The organism is Clostridium algifaecis (genome assembly GCF_017874415.1).
GTDB lineage: Bacteria > Bacillota > Clostridia > Clostridiales > Clostridiaceae > Clostridium_B > Clostridium_B algifaecis.
This window is the reverse complement of the sequence record NZ_JAGGLM010000003.1, coordinates 86,681-101,862: the sequence shown is the minus strand read 5'-3', so window position 1 is coordinate 101,862 and position 15,182 is coordinate 86,681. Positions and strand designations below refer to the sequence as shown.

Genomic DNA, 15,182 nt, shown 5'->3' with positions numbered 1-15,182 from the left:
ATGAGGTATTTTAATGATTGATAAATTAACCACTAATAAGATGTTTAATATTATAATAGGATTATATGTTTTTTTAGGACCAATTGGCAGACTTATACCAGTACCGCCTAATATATATTCTTTTAGACCATATTATTTTTTAATGGTAATAGGTATTTTATTATTTTTTATATTCTATTATAAAAATATAAATATTAAGTATATGCTATTTCCATTACCTATAATTTTATATGCTTCAGTTTCATTAATATTTACTTATAATAGTAAATATAATGTTTATGAAAATCCAATATTTAGACTTTTATTATTGATAACATGTATATTATTTACTATATTATCTGCACAATATTTAAAAGATAAGCCAATTATAAAAAAATTAAATTATATTAAATTATATATATATGGTTATATTATTTCTTTATTTTTTGGATATATATTTTTAATAGGATGTCATTTTGGAAAATTTAGTGCAAATAGTATATCTAGGTTTTATGTGTTGATTCAGTATGGATATGGTATGTTGAGATTTTCACCAGGATCTTATCCTAATGAATATGGAATAGTTTCTAGTTTTGTATTATCAGTGCTAACTATAATAATTATAAATAAAAAAAATGTAGAGAAAATATATTCTAAAATTAATATACCTGTGTTTGTATTAATTTATGTAGCAACATTTGTAGCGTTATTTTTATCAACAACTAGAGCTGCATATATAGCATTTATAGCTTCTATTATTTATATTATTTTTAAATATAGAAGTAAAAAAATGTTTAAGGTATTGATCCCTATTACGATAATCTTTTTTATTGTAATTAGTATAATTCAGGTAAAGTTTTTTAATTTGATTGGTTTATTTAATGTTCAAATACAATCAGTTATTAATAATAATGGAAGTTTTAATGAAAGAATGAAAGCATGGCAAGGGGCATATTCGCTATTTATTAAAAATCCGTTTTTAGGAGTTGGATTTGGTAGAGAAGCTATGATGCATAATACATATCTTCAAATATTGTTTGAAAATGGAATACTTGGTACTTTAGTTATTATATGCAGCATAGTAATGTTTACTATAAATCTTAAGAAAATTTATAGTAAAGTATCAAATGTTAGTGATAATTTTACTTATAAATTGTATAGTACGATATGTAATGTTGGATTATTGCATGTTTTGTGGTTTGCTACAAGCAATCATAATTTAAATCACCATCTTACATGGTTTGTAATTCTTTTGATTTTAATAAAGTAAAAACTATCCACATAGGTAGATAACATTTCGGTAGGCTATGGAATAAGGTAGAAAGCATATACCGGTTATTTTATGCCAGTAAATTTTGGATGTTATGATATTATTTTTGTTGGTAAGAAGAAGGATATTGATAGGATAAAGGAAATAAAAAAGAATGTAGTTAAATAAATTTAAAAATGAGGTATTATCAATGAATGTAGCATTAGTACATGATTGGCTTACTAATATGGGAGGAGCAGAGAGAGTAGTTATAAATTTCAAAGAAATTTATAAAAATGCTCCTATATATACAACTATATATAATCCAGATAATTTGGATAATGAATTAAAAAATATAGATGTAAGAACATCTTTTTTGCAAAATAAAAAAGGCGCAAAAGAAAATCATCAAAAATATTTTCCATTTATGCCGATGGCATTTGAAAGCTTTGATTTGAATGAATATGATGTAGTTTTAAGTAGCAGTTCATCTTGTGCTAAAGGAATTATAACAAACCCAAATGCTATGCATGTTTGCTATTGTCATTCACCTATGAGGTACGGATGGGAGTTTTATTATGAGTATGCCAATACCTCTAATATGAAAAAGCTAAAAAAGAATTTTTTAAAATATTTTATGAATTATATGAGAGTTTGGGATAATGTTTCATCTAATAGAGTGGATTATTTTATAGCTAATTCTGAAAATGTAGCAAAAAGAATATGGAAACATTATAGACGCGAAAGTGTAGTCATTCATCCTGCTGTTAGATGTAGTTTGTTTAATATAAGTGAACAGGATGAAGATTATTTTTTAATTGTATCGAGACTTGTAGAATATAAAAAGATAGATTTAGCTGTGGAAGTTTTCAATGAATTAGGTTTGCCTTTAGTTATTATAGGCGATGGTGCTGAGAGACAAGAACTTGAATCTAAGGCTAAAGATAATATAAAATTTTTAGGCAGACAGCCTGATAATGTTATAAAAGAATATTATTCTAAATGTAGAGCTTTTATATTTCCGGGAGAAGAAGACTTTGGAATAACTCCACTGGAAGCACAGGCAAGTGGAAGACCTGTTATAGCCTTTGGAAAAGGTGGAGCACTTGAAACTGTAATTGATGGACAAACAGGCGTTTTCTTTAAGGAACAAACTGTAGAAGCTTTAAAAGGTGCAGTAATAAAGTTTGAAAGTTTAAATTTTGATAAAGCATTTATAAGAAAACATGCAGAAAATTTTGATGAGGAAATATTTAAAAAGAAAATAAAAAGTTTTATTGATGAAAAGTATAATGAATTTTTAAATACTAAGAAGTGGAAGGTACTGTAATGGATTCTCAAAAATTAAATGTAATAATAGATGCAAGAATGGTTGATAGGCATTTACATGGAATTGCTAGATATACTTATGAAATTATTAAGAATATGTCATTTGAAGATAAAGTACATATGATGCTTCTTGTTAATAACTTGAATTTATCAAAAGAAATTTTTGGACAATTCAATAACATAGAATTTATAAAAATGAAATCTAAATTCTTATCTTTAAGTGAGCAGATAGAACTACCCTTAGTAGTAAATAAGTATAACGGCAAATCTATATTTCATTCTCCATCTTTTGTAGCTAGTCCATTTATAAAAACTAAGATGATAATGACTATACATGATTTAAATCATCTTAGATTTCCTAAGTATTATAGTCCATTTCACAAATATTATTATAAATATATAGTTAAGCCATCAGCTTTAAAGTGCAAGAAGATACTAACAGTATCAGAGTTTTCTAAAAATGAGATTGTAGATTGGCTTAAGTGTGATAGGGATAAAGTAGTTGTTACATATAATGGTGTAGATAATAGATTTAAATATATTGATGATAATGACAAATTAATAAAAGTAAAAAATAAATATAATTTACCAAATAAATTTATATTGTATATAGGGAATTTAAAACCTCATAAAAATGTTAGAACTTTGATAAGGGCTATGAGTTTAGTAGACAATGATATTAAACTTGTTATAAATGGTAAAATTAATGAACCACTTATGGAAGTAATAAATACATATAATTTAAAAAGTAAGATTAGATTTATAGGATATGTGGATGATGAAGATTTACCTATATTATATAATCTGGCAAATGTTTTTATATTCCCATCACTTTATGAAGGATTTGGCTTACCACCTCTTGAAGCTATGGCTTGTGGATGTCCCGTTATTGTTTCTAATACAAGTTCTTTACCGGAAGTTGTTGGAGATGCTGGAGAAAAATTTGAAGCGGAAGATTATGAAAAGTTGGCGGAATTAATTAAAAAAGTTTTGGATAAAAGTTGTGATAAACAAAAATTAATTGAAAGATCAAAATTATTTAATTGGGAAAAAACATGTGATAAAACTTTTAAGATATATTATAGTGTATAAATAATTAAAAAATTAAGGAACTTGTTTTCTTATTAAAATAGAAATTATAAACAAAAAACAACTTGTGAAAATAAACATTAAGGGATTGATTTTAATGCCATTAGTATACGTAATTTTAGTTAATTATAATGGATATAAAGATACAATAGAATGTGTGGATAGTTTAAAAAAAGTAAATTATTCTAATTATAAAATCATAATAGTTGATAATGCATCTTCTGATAATTCAGTTGAAATCTTAAAAAAGAAATTAAATGATTGTAAAATTATAGAGTCAAAAAAGAATTTAGGATTTGCTGGGGGAAACAATTTAGGAATAAAGTATGCATTAAATAATAAAGCAGATTATGTATTATTGTTAAATAATGATACTTTAGTAGAATATGATTTTTTAGACAATTTGGTTAAGTGTGCTAAAAGTGATAAAAACATAGGAATAGTTGGAGGAAAAATATACTATTATTATAATCCAAGGTTAATATGGTATGCAGGAGGAAAATTAAATAGTTATACAGGAAGAACGAAGCATATAGGAGTTAATGAAATAGACAATGGACAATATGATGTAATAGCGAAGACTCAATATGTTACAGGATGTATGATGCTTGTTAGCAGAAGAGCTATAGAACTTGCAGGATTAATGGACGAAAAATATTTTTTATATTATGAAGAAACTGATTGGAATATAAAAATAAAGAGTAAAGGATTTAAAATTGTATATACACCGTATGCAAAAATATATCATAAAGTATCTTCGTCAACTAAGCAAATAAATAATGTAGTTGGCTATTATTATGATAGAAATAGAAATTATCTTATAACAAAAAATTTTAGATTATTAAATAAAATATTTATGTATTTTTATATTAGACTTAGATTATTCTTGAAATTTATAAAAGCTATTATAGAAAGAGATAACGAAAAAAAGAAAATTATTAAATATACTTTTTATAGTATTAAGAATAATATTATGGGAGTAGCAAAATTATGAAAGTATGTATGATAACAGGAACATTTCCACCTATAAAATGTGGCGTGGGTGATTATAGTAATATATTATGTAATTATTTAAGTCAAGTTGAAGAAATTAATTTAAGTGTTATAACTACAAAGGGAATAGATAAAAATAATAAATATAAAATTTATGATATAGTTAAAAATTGGGATAATAGTGAATTAAAGAAGATAATAAATAAGATTAATGACATAAATCCTGATATTGTACACATTCAATATCCGACTCTAGCTTATAAGAAAAATATAATGATAAATATGTTACCATATTTTTTGCATAAAAAATATAAGATTATCACTACAATTCATGAATATAGTGACAACAGCACCTTAGGAAAGCTAAGAATATGGCCTAATATATTTTTGTCTGATGCTATAATAGTTGTTGATAAACATTATATATCCGATATAAAAAAAGTAAAGTTTTTAAGAAAAAGAGATTTTTATTATGTAAACATTGGTTCTAATATACCCAAATCTAATATTGACAAAAAAGATAGAGATGTAATAAGAAATGAAATATTAAAAAACAATTGCAATAGAATATTAGGGTATTTCGGATTTATAAATAGAACAAAAGGTATTGAATCTATACTTTATGCCATTAATAATTTAAAAGAGCAAAATAAATTAAAGACTATGTTTTTAATAATTGGAGAATTAAAAAAAGATGATGAATATCACAATTCTATAATTAATTTAATAAATAAACTTGATTTAAATGATTATATTTATATTACAGGCTATCTTAAATCACAAGATGTTGGAAAATATATTAATGCTTCAGATTTTATGGTTTTACCATTTGTAAATGGACTATCAAGTAAAAATGGAAGCTTTCTTGCATCTATACAAGAAGGAAAACATATTGTTACAACAATGAGAAATGGAAGAAAAGTATTTAACGGTTTAAATATTACTTATTTGAATAGCTATGATGATATACAAACTTTAAAAAACATTATAGAATTAAATCAACAAGAAGGTATTAAAAACTATAAAGTTAATTCAGATTTTAAATTTAGCTGGGAAAATATAGTTGAAAAACATATGGAAATATATAGAAATATCATTAAAAATAAGAGAAAGTTATTATAAAATTAGATTTTTTAATCGAATGGGATAATAGATTTGTTAGATATTTTGAGTACATTTTAAATGAAAAAATAGATAAGGTAAATGCTGTCATTACGGGTTAATTTAAATTTTAAGGTGGATTATTATATGTTAAGTAGGCTTAATTTGAAATTAAATAAGGTAGTAAAAAATTTTATATCATTAACTTGTGCAAATATTGTTGGTCAACTTATGATGTTTGTTGCTACTGTATATATAGCACGTTATTTTGGACCTAGTAATTTTGGAATAATAAATTTTTCAAATATTATAGTATCTTATTTTATAACATTGGCTAGTTTTGGATTGCAAACTTTTGGAACTATTGAAATAGCTAGGTCAAATGATAATAATAATTTAAAAATAAATACTATATTGAGCTTAAGGCTAATTTTAGCTTCTATATCATACATATTAATAATTATATTAGTTATATTTATACATAAAAGCATGATTTATAAATTAAATATATTATTCTACGGTTTGACGGTTTTCCCAATTGCTATATATGTGGATTGGATTTTTAATGCTAATGAAGAAATGCAATATAATTCTAGATCTATAATAATTAAGAATCTTATATATTCATTATTAGTAATTATATCAATAATAGTATTAAAGATTAGTAACATATACTATGTAGCTTTATATATGTTTATAGCAACATTATTGAGCAGTGTATATTTAATTAATATAATGAAAAAATATTATAATCTAAAAATTAAATTTATATTTGATATAAAAAGTTATAAATATCTTATAAAAAGTGCATGGCCATTCTTTTTTTCCGGAGTTTTTGCTGCAATAAATTCTAGTATAGCTACATTAATGCTTGGATTTATGAGATCTGATTACGAAATAGGTTTGTATAATTCTGTTTATAAAATAGTAAGTGCATTTATAATGATAGTAGGTATTTTATTTACACCAATATACCCATTATTTGTCAAATATTATAATGATAAAAAATATGATTTGTTGTCAAAATTATTTAATAATATACGAAAATATATATACATAATGATAATACCATTAATAGCTGTATCTTTAGTTTTAAATAAAGAAATTATTATAACTTTATATGGAAATAGATATTTATCGGCGTATAAAATTTTTACTATATTAATGATATATGTTGCAGCATTATATATAAGAGAAATATATGGATATGGATTAAGTGCATGGAATTTACAAAAAAAATATATGAATGTAGTTTTTATATCTTCTACTTATAATATTATTTCAAATTTAATATTTATAAGAAAATGGGGAATTGAGGGTGCTTCTATAAACTTATTAATAAGTGAATTTATAAATCTAATATTAATGTATAAGGCAAGTAGAATTAAGATTAAATTTAAATATGAGAATTATTTTATAATTAAAATAATTTTTAACTCAATAATTATGTGTGTATTTATATACTATTTTAAGCAATTAACGTCTAATGCTGTAATTCTATCTATAATAGGTGTTATAATTTATATTATATTATTATTTATGAGCAAAACTGTTACGATAAGTGAATTGAAGTCAAATTTGTTAACAAAGGAAGAATAAAATGATGAATTTTGTTACCATATTTCCAGAAACAGAAAATGTACATTTAATTAAGGATGTAGGAATGATTCCATATATTATGTATCAAAAATTTGGAATTAATTCTACCATAGTTTGTTATAAAAATGGAGAATATCCTTATTTAAATAATGAAGTTAAAGGTTTAAAAATAGATTTTATAAAAAAATATACAGGTAAATCTATTCTAGATGGAGTAATTTATTTGTTTAAAAATTCAAGAAAAATAGATATTTTACATCTATTTCATTTTTCTAAAAGAACAGCTTTATGGATATATGTATATAAATTTTTAAATAAAAAAGGAAAAGTGTATTTAAAATTAGATGCTGACTATCGCATAAAAAATAGTACTAACCCTTGTTCAAATGGAATAAAAGCTAAACTTAAAAGATTAATTTTTAATAAACTTGATCTTTTAAGTATTGAAACGTTAAATATATATAATTATTTAAGAAATAATTGGAAAGTAAATGTAAAGTATATTCCTAATGGATTCTACGATTATGAAAATAGAGAATTGATTAAATATGATGAAAAAGAAAATATAATATGTACTGTTGGAAGGATAGGAACATATGAAAAAGCTACAGAAGTTTTATTGGAAGGATTTAAGTTAGCTGAAAGTAAAATTGAAAATTGGAAATTAAAAATAGTTGGTCCTATCGAAAATGATTTTAGGAATTATATAAAAAAATTTTATAAAGAAAATCCTCAATTGAAAGAAAAAATAACATTTACAGGACCAATTTATGATAGAAATAAGTTAAATGAAGAATATAGAAAATCAAAAATATTTTGTTTGACATCACGATATGAAAGCTTTGGATTAGTATTTCTAGAAGCAATGAAGAATGGTTGCTATATAATTTCATCAAATGTTGAAGCTGCTAGGGATATAACAGATTCTGAAACTTATGGCAGCATATTTGCAATTGATAATGCTGACGAATTAGGAAATTATTTGGTAAAAAATTGTAATAATGTTAATAAATTAAACAAAAATTGTTATGCAGTACAGGAATATGCATATAATAAATTTTATTGGCCTAATATTTGTAATAAAATACTTAAACAGTTAAATGAAAAATAGATTATACATTAGAATAAAAGGAGAAATTTTATGTTTGGTTTTCTAAAATATTATTTTAAGCTATATTTTTTTAAAAAAAAGTTTAGAGCAATGAATAAACACAATTTTATTAATGCATCCAATATTTTTCCAATTAAGAGTGTGAAAATTGGGAAAATGTCATATGGTCCTATAATAGTTGAAGCATGGAAAAGTAAAAATGAAGGATTAGAAATTGGAAATTTTGTATCTATTGCTTCAAATGTAAGATTTATTTTAGGTGGAAATCATAATTATAGATATTTTTCTACATATCCTTTTAAGGTAATGGCATTAAAAGAGAACACAATTGAAGCTTATTCTAAAGGTAAAATAGTTGTAAAAGATGATGTTTGGATTGGAATGAATTCTATAATTTTAAGTAATGTTACAATAGGACAAGGTGCCATAATAGGTGCAGGAAGTGTTGTTACTAAAGATGTTCCCCCTTATGCAATAGTTTGTGGAAATCCAGCAAAAGTTGTTAAATATAGATTTAATAAAGATACTATAGATAAAATGTTAAAATTAGACTTTAGTAAAATTGATATAAAATTTATTAAAAACAATATAGATTATCTTTATAGCAGTGCAGATGATAATATTATTAATCATTTGGATTTATAGCTTCTACGTTTATTGATGATTTTAATTATGTTAAAAATAATACTAATTTTACTAAATTAACAAGTTATGATAAGCAAATGATAGACAATAATTTTAAGACAAGCAATTATAGTAATAGTCAATATAAAGGAAAAAATCTTATAATTATTCAAGTAGAATCACTTCAGCAGTTTGTAATAAATAGAAAATATAATGGAAAGGAAATAACCCCTAATTTAAATAAACTTATTTCACAGAGTTTATATTTTGATAATTGTTATTATCAAATATCTTTGGGACATACATCTGATGCAGAATTACTTACAAATACTTCTTTATATCCACTAGAAAATAGTTCTGTATATATGACTAAGTATAATAATGAATTTGAGGCGCTTCCAAAGGTAATGGATTCAATGGAATATAATACTTTTGCTGTCCATGGAAATAAAGCTTCGTTTTGGAATAGAAATAGTGTTTACAATAAATATGGATTTAATAAATTTTATTCAGTAGAGAAGTTAAAAAACGATGACATGATAGATATGGGTTTATCAGATAAAAGTCTTTTTAATCAAAATGTTGATATTATTAAGAAAAATAAGAAACCATTTTATGATTTTACTATAACTTTAACCAGCCATTCTCCATTTAAAGTTAACAATGACTTTTGTAATCCAGATATTCTACATTAGCTTATTATAATGCTATAAATTATACAGATAAACAACTTGGAAATTTTATAAACAAAAGTTGCAAACTAGTGGTGTACTGGATAACAGTATTCTTATGATTTATGGTGATCATAATGCTATGACAATAAGTGATAAAGACAATATTGAAAAAACAATTAAAAAAGATTTGAATAAGGATTATCAGTGGCAAGATTATCAAAAAGTACCTTTAATAATGAGATTATCTGATACTAAGATGAAGGGAATAAATCATAATAGTGTTGGAGAAGTTGATGTTATGCCAACAGTATTTGATTTATATGATATAAATGGAATTAAACACTTTGGAAGTAGTGTTCTAGATAATAAAAATCATTTAGTAGTTTTAAGAGATGGCAGTTATGTTTATGGAAGAAATTTTTATGACAAAAAGAATAATACTACTTATAATTTAGATAGCGGAAAAATATTATCCAATGATTTGAAAAAAATAAATGAAGCAAAAAATCAGCTGAATGCATCAGATTATATAATAAGGTATAACTATTTAAAGAATAAATAAAATCTTATTGCTAAAACTTTATTATATTAAATATTGAAATTGAAAAATTTCGTGTAATTAAAAATGAGCTGTCTCAAAATGAATGAACTGCTCCCTGTCAAATAGACAGCGGAAAAAATAAATGCATAGCATTTTTCTAGGATCTGGCGGTTTGCAAAAAAATTATGGGATAATGGACAAAATACTAATGATATAGCTAATTTATTAGCAAATATTAAATTAATTTTATATATCATATACATATAGGAGATGATTTTGTTGGAAATAGCAAATAAATTTAAGGCAAAAGAAACTCAAAGAATTGAATATTTTGATGTTCTACGTGTCATAGCAATGCTTGCAGTTATATTAAATCATTCATTTGGACATTTTAGTGTAGATGAATATTTAAAATATCAAGGTACATTGCTTTGGCACATAGATAATATTTTAAATACTTTCACTAGGTTCAACGTTCCTATTTTTTTTATGATATCAGGAGCTTTGTTATTGAAAAATGATAAAAATATTTCATTAAAATATCTGTTCAAAAAAAGAATACCAAGAGTTCTTATACCATTTTTAGTATGGAATATAATTTATATTATTGCATATTGTCGTGTTAAAGGTGGACATTCTATTATTAGAGAGTTTATTGCTTCAATATTTTCAACAAGAGGATATGCAGAACATTTGTGGTATTTATATGCATTAATTGCTATTTATTTAATATTACCAATTGTTAGGTGCTTTATTTCTAGAACTAATAAAGCTCTTATTAATTATGCACTCTTGATTTGGACATTTTTCAGTATTTTTATGCCTTTTATTCATCAATTTATACCAAAAGTACAATTTGCTAATTATGCAGATTTAAATATTCTTGCGGGATATCTTGGATATTTCATTCTAGGATATAAATTAGCAAATAGTAAAAGAACTTTTAATACAATTAGTTTAGTTATTCTCTTTATTATAGGATGGATGATAACTGCAATAGGTGGATATGAATATCAAAATTTATTAGGAAATAAAAATATTTTTTTCCAAGACTTTTTAACTCCAAATGTAGTTGTTATGTCAATTACTTTATTTATTTTTATTAAGCAATTATTACAAAAGCATAAATTATCAGCAAAAATTAAACCTATTATTTTAAATCTTTCGTATTTATCATTTGGGATTTATTTAGTACATTTTTTATTTAGAAATGTTGGATTAATTATTTTTCAAAAATATCCTGTAAATCCATACTTGTATTTAATTATTTCTCCTGTATTTGTTTTCATAATGTCGTATATAACTATATGTATTGCGTCAAAAATTAAAGTCCTTAGTTTTTGTATTACAGGTAATAAATATAAAAAAATTCATAATTGAGTATTAGAACGAAAATACTATCGAGTGATGGATGCTTTGTAGGTAATTTAAATTTTGGAGTAAAATTAAAGATATGTATTTTATCTTAGATTAATATACAAAAAACAAAGTAAGATTATAGAATAAACAAGTTATGGCGATTCTAACAAATGGCTATAACTTGTTTATTTTCCAGATATACATCGGGTAATTCACCACTTACGTTATTAGTTAACCTTTATACCAGAAAGTTGATATCCAGAAAACTCTTCATTATACATAAATGTGTAGGTGTAGTGAAATGTCTTGGTGCTAGGTTCTGTGCTGTCCTTTTGATATATATTATAAACTTCTTCTGTACTTACAGTTCCTGACCTTTTATCATCACTTATGTTGTAAGAAGTTACGTTGAAAGATTTTATATCTTCCTTTATGCCCTTTTCATAAGTAGTTGCAACATAACTTTTTTGCTCATTGTAAAGGGAGCTTCCAGGATACAGGTAATTTTCAATTATTTCAAAATCACCGCTGTTTACAGCTTCTGTAAAATAATATGTATACCAGTATATTAAATTCCTCATTTTATACTGATCCATTGCCATGTTATTTTCAGACTGGGTAAAATCGAGTTTTGCGTAATTATCACCTGGTTTTACTACATAATCACTGCTTCTTAACTTTTGACCATTTACAGAAGCAACGCCATATATAACTGAATTACTAGAAAGTGGTCCAAAATTAGTTGCATCTTTTGCTTTGATTCCAGTGTCCTTATTGTTCAAAAATATCTCTGCATTTTCATAGTCGCTATTTATATTCACATAAGAAAGATCTGTAAACACTTCTACATTTACGCTATCCTCATTTGAGTTTATAAAGTCTATATCACGGGATTCATTTAAAGCTTGAAAGCTATTTTTATAATTTGCATTAAGTTTATATTTCCCCGGAATAAAAGGTCCAAGCTGTTTAGAAAAATTCTTTGAATCACTCTTTGCTATTTGAGTACCATTTAAAGAAAATTCTACATCTTTTGCTCCTGTTCTTACTGATATAAAAGAAGGCTTTATTGCTAATTTATAATTTTTAAAAAACAAATACTTTTTTCCTGTATAAACTATATCAAATTTTGCCTTTGAATCAAAAATTTCATTTGAGTTAGCTGCTTCATTATTTAACTGACTTACAACTTTATTTAAATAAGAAGGATTGTCCTTAAAATAAGTAATCAGAGGTTGTACACTGTTTTCATCTATTTTTAACCTGCTGTCAGTACAATAAAGCATATCAACTAATTGTGCTTTATTATCCGATGAAATTGCTTTTTGAAATTTTGAAACCACATCAGAAGGTTTGCTCATTGAATTGCCTATTAAAAAAAATACAATTAAAAAAGCGAATAAAACTCCTGCTATTGAAATTCCTATTACCTTTTTTGAAGAAGTTAATTTTCTCCTAATTTTATCAAAAATATCATCATCCAGTGGTTCATCATCAAATTCCTCTTCAAATTCAGAATCAGTACTTTTTGAATTTATAAGTTTGGTATTAATTCTTTGAGTGTCTTCTACACTCTTGCTATCCTTTTGTTCTTTTACTTGTCCACCACATTTTTGTCCGCATTTTGGACAGAACATATCAGTATCTTCCAATTTATTTCCGCATTTAACACAAAATTTCAATTTATTAATGCCCCCTTATACTTGATCTTAGAATTAATTTTTATTTTATGAATAATATATTAACATAGGTTAATGCTTTATTCTACAAAATTTTCAAAAAATATAATCCCCTTAACATCATCATAATTAAGGGGATTTAATATTATTATTTATGTTTAAAAGTTATTAAGCTTTTGATTATGGCGTCCTCTTGCTTTTGTGTTATTGTGCCATTATTCACAAGAGTGTCAAATTTATGTTTAAAAAATACAGTTAAATTATTGATATGTTCCTTCCTGCAAGCAATAAATGAATTTTGTACTGCTGTCTTTTGTTTCTCATTTATGATCTTTTTATTTACAAGGGCATCAAGCTCATTGTTAAAAGAAGTTTTAAATTTTTTACCCTGTTTTTTTGAAGATAAAAATGCTTTTTTAATGGAAGTTTCCTGATTGCTCGTTATAGTTCCATTTTTAACAAGAGCATCTAAATTATTTCTTGAACATTTATGATTCTTTTTCATAAATTCGTGGAATTCATCGGATTTTATTAAATTTAGTGCAGCATTTTCTTGCTTTTCAGTTATAACACCATCATGTACCAGTTTATCAAGACGTGGCTTGTAATCATGATGTCTGTGATTATTGTTTTTAAATGTAGTTTCACTGATTGTAGAGCTAATCTTGACTGATGAAGCATGCACAATCGTGAAATTCATATTTAATGAAGTTAAAATAGTTAAAGCAGCTATTATTTTAATATTTCTTTTTAACATTTTATTTTCCTCCCGAAATAGATTTACTTATAGTTTGCCAATTTAGGCGATAATTATAATATTAATTTTCAGAAGAATTTCTAACTGTGGATTGATTGATTTTAATAGTTGCTCTAAATATCATGGTATGATAAACTATCTACATACAATTTAATATAGTTGTGTGTGGGCCACTGGTATTGCTATCCCTTTTAGGAGGGAGGTGATACATATGTACGAAATGTTTATAGTAGTTTTTGCTGCTCTATCATTTTTGGTAGCTTTGATAAATTTAGTTATCGTACTTATAGATAAAATAAAAAAGTAGCCCACCGATGCAATGGTTATGGCTACTTTTTTAAATAATTAATTAGCTAAGCTAGTTGCCTGAATAACTATAATTGTATACTACAGGGTGCTACAACACCCTGTTTTTATTATTTCAATTTGTTAATTTAATTATACAGTATCTATTGTTAAAGTCAATAAGGAAGTATTCTATAAGCGAATGTAGTATGATATAATAATATTATTAATATAATGTAGGTGATTAAATGGGCGAGTTAACTAGATTTGATAATGTAAGAATATATATGAATTATATGGATACTGATAGGCATCAGGAACCACAATTTCATATAGAATTGTCTGATGGAAAAGAAGCGTCCATTTCAATAGCGACAGGGAAGATATTAGCAGGCAGAATTGATAATAGAACTCATAAAATAATTACTGCTTGGATTCTTATCCATAAGGAAGAATTATGGGATAGATGGAATAAAGCAGTTTCAGGAAAAAACTTTGAAAAAATACCACCTAAAATAAATTTATAAAGAGGTGTTATAATGAATAAAATGAGTCCAAAAGTTATTGAGGTTAATGTTCTTAAAGATTACAAATTGTTATTAAAATTTGAAACAAATGAACAAAAAATATTTGATGTTAAACCATATCTTCAATATGAGGTTTTTAAGCCTATAAATAATTTAAATGAATTTAAAAAAATATATATTGAGTTTGGAACAGTATGTTGGGAATGTGGAGCTGATTTGAGCAGGGACACTCTGTATATTAAAAGTTATGAATATGATAAGGCAATTGAAATATAGCAATTGATAT

Annotated in this window: 15 protein-coding genes; 13 read left to right on the top strand and 2 right to left on the bottom strand. The window is 24.6% G+C overall.

The window, feature by feature from the left end; genetic code table 11:
* The first annotated feature begins 13 nt into the window (after nt 1-13).
* From J2Z42_RS04305 to J2Z42_RS04255, 11 genes are all read left to right on the top strand, one after another.
* Entirely contained in the window at nt 14-1,249 is a 1,236-nt protein-coding gene (locus J2Z42_RS04305) for an O-antigen ligase family protein (RefSeq protein WP_209701165.1), read from the top strand.
* Nucleotides 1,250-1,439: 190 nt separating this feature from the next.
* The gene (locus tag J2Z42_RS04300) at nt 1,440-2,558 is read left to right on the top strand and encodes a glycosyltransferase family 4 protein (protein ID WP_209701163.1); all 1,119 of its coding nucleotides are present in this window, start codon (nt 1,440-1,442) and stop codon (nt 2,556-2,558) included.
* Nucleotides 2,558-3,649 carry a glycosyltransferase family 4 protein gene (locus tag J2Z42_RS04295; RefSeq protein ID WP_209701161.1) on the top strand — a complete coding sequence of 364 codons (1,092 nt, stop codon included), beginning with the start codon at nt 2,558-2,560 and terminating at the stop codon, nt 3,647-3,649. Before J2Z42_RS04300 ends, J2Z42_RS04295 begins: the two co-directional genes overlap by 1 nt.
* Nucleotides 3,650-3,743: 94 nt before the next feature.
* Nucleotides 3,744-4,640, top strand: coding sequence for a glycosyltransferase family 2 protein (locus tag J2Z42_RS04290; RefSeq protein WP_209701159.1), 897 nt, complete (start codon nt 3,744-3,746; stop codon nt 4,638-4,640).
* A complete protein-coding gene (locus tag J2Z42_RS04285; RefSeq protein ID WP_209701157.1) occupies nt 4,637-5,761 on the top strand; it encodes a glycosyltransferase in 1,125 nt (374 codons plus the stop codon). The genes J2Z42_RS04290 and J2Z42_RS04285 overlap by 4 nt, the downstream gene beginning before the upstream one ends.
* Nucleotides 5,762-5,887: 126 nt before the next feature.
* A complete protein-coding gene (locus tag J2Z42_RS04280) occupies nt 5,888-7,339 on the top strand; it encodes a flippase (RefSeq protein ID WP_209701155.1) in 1,452 nt (483 codons plus the stop codon).
* Nucleotide 7,340: 1 nt separating this feature from the next.
* A complete protein-coding gene (locus J2Z42_RS04275; protein ID WP_209701153.1) occupies nt 7,341-8,450 on the top strand; it encodes a glycosyltransferase in 1,110 nt (369 codons plus the stop codon).
* Between the two features lie 30 nt (nt 8,451-8,480).
* Nucleotides 8,481-9,095 carry a CatB-related O-acetyltransferase gene (locus tag J2Z42_RS14635; RefSeq protein WP_209701151.1) on the top strand — a complete coding sequence of 205 codons (615 nt, stop codon included), beginning with the start codon at nt 8,481-8,483 and terminating at the stop codon, nt 9,093-9,095.
* 77 nt (nt 9,096-9,172) lie between these two features.
* Entirely contained in the window at nt 9,173-9,769 is a 597-nt protein-coding gene (locus J2Z42_RS14630) for an LTA synthase family protein (RefSeq protein WP_209701149.1), read from the top strand.
* Between the two features lie 58 nt (nt 9,770-9,827).
* Entirely contained in the window at nt 9,828-10,310 is a 483-nt protein-coding gene (locus J2Z42_RS14625; protein ID WP_281063522.1) for a sulfatase-like hydrolase/transferase, read from the top strand.
* Between the two features lie 249 nt (nt 10,311-10,559).
* On the top strand, nt 10,560-11,669 hold the full coding sequence (locus tag J2Z42_RS04255; RefSeq protein WP_281063521.1) for an acyltransferase: 1,110 nt from the start codon (nt 10,560-10,562) through the stop codon (nt 11,667-11,669).
* A 206-nt stretch (nt 11,670-11,875) separates the two neighbouring features.
* On the opposite strand, the gene J2Z42_RS04250 is transcribed toward J2Z42_RS04255, so the two are convergent.
* Entirely contained in the window at nt 11,876-13,330 is a 1,455-nt protein-coding gene (locus tag J2Z42_RS04250) for a zinc ribbon domain-containing protein (protein WP_209701143.1), read from the bottom strand.
* 145 nt (nt 13,331-13,475) lie between these two features.
* Nucleotides 13,476-14,084 carry a hypothetical protein gene (locus tag J2Z42_RS04245; protein WP_209701141.1) on the bottom strand — a complete coding sequence of 203 codons (609 nt, stop codon included), beginning with the start codon at nt 14,082-14,084 and terminating at the stop codon, nt 13,476-13,478.
* A gap of 533 nt (nt 14,085-14,617) precedes the next feature.
* Between J2Z42_RS04245 and J2Z42_RS04235 the strand changes: the two genes are divergently transcribed.
* Both J2Z42_RS04235 and J2Z42_RS04230 read left to right on the top strand, forming a co-directional pair.
* Entirely contained in the window at nt 14,618-14,896 is a 279-nt protein-coding gene (locus J2Z42_RS04235) for a DUF4160 domain-containing protein (protein ID WP_209701139.1), read from the top strand.
* Nucleotides 14,897-14,908: 12 nt separating this feature from the next.
* Nucleotides 14,909-15,172 carry a DUF2442 domain-containing protein gene (locus J2Z42_RS04230; RefSeq protein ID WP_245331484.1) on the top strand — a complete coding sequence of 88 codons (264 nt, stop codon included), beginning with the start codon at nt 14,909-14,911 and terminating at the stop codon, nt 15,170-15,172.
* Nucleotides 15,173-15,182: the final 10 nt, after the last annotated feature.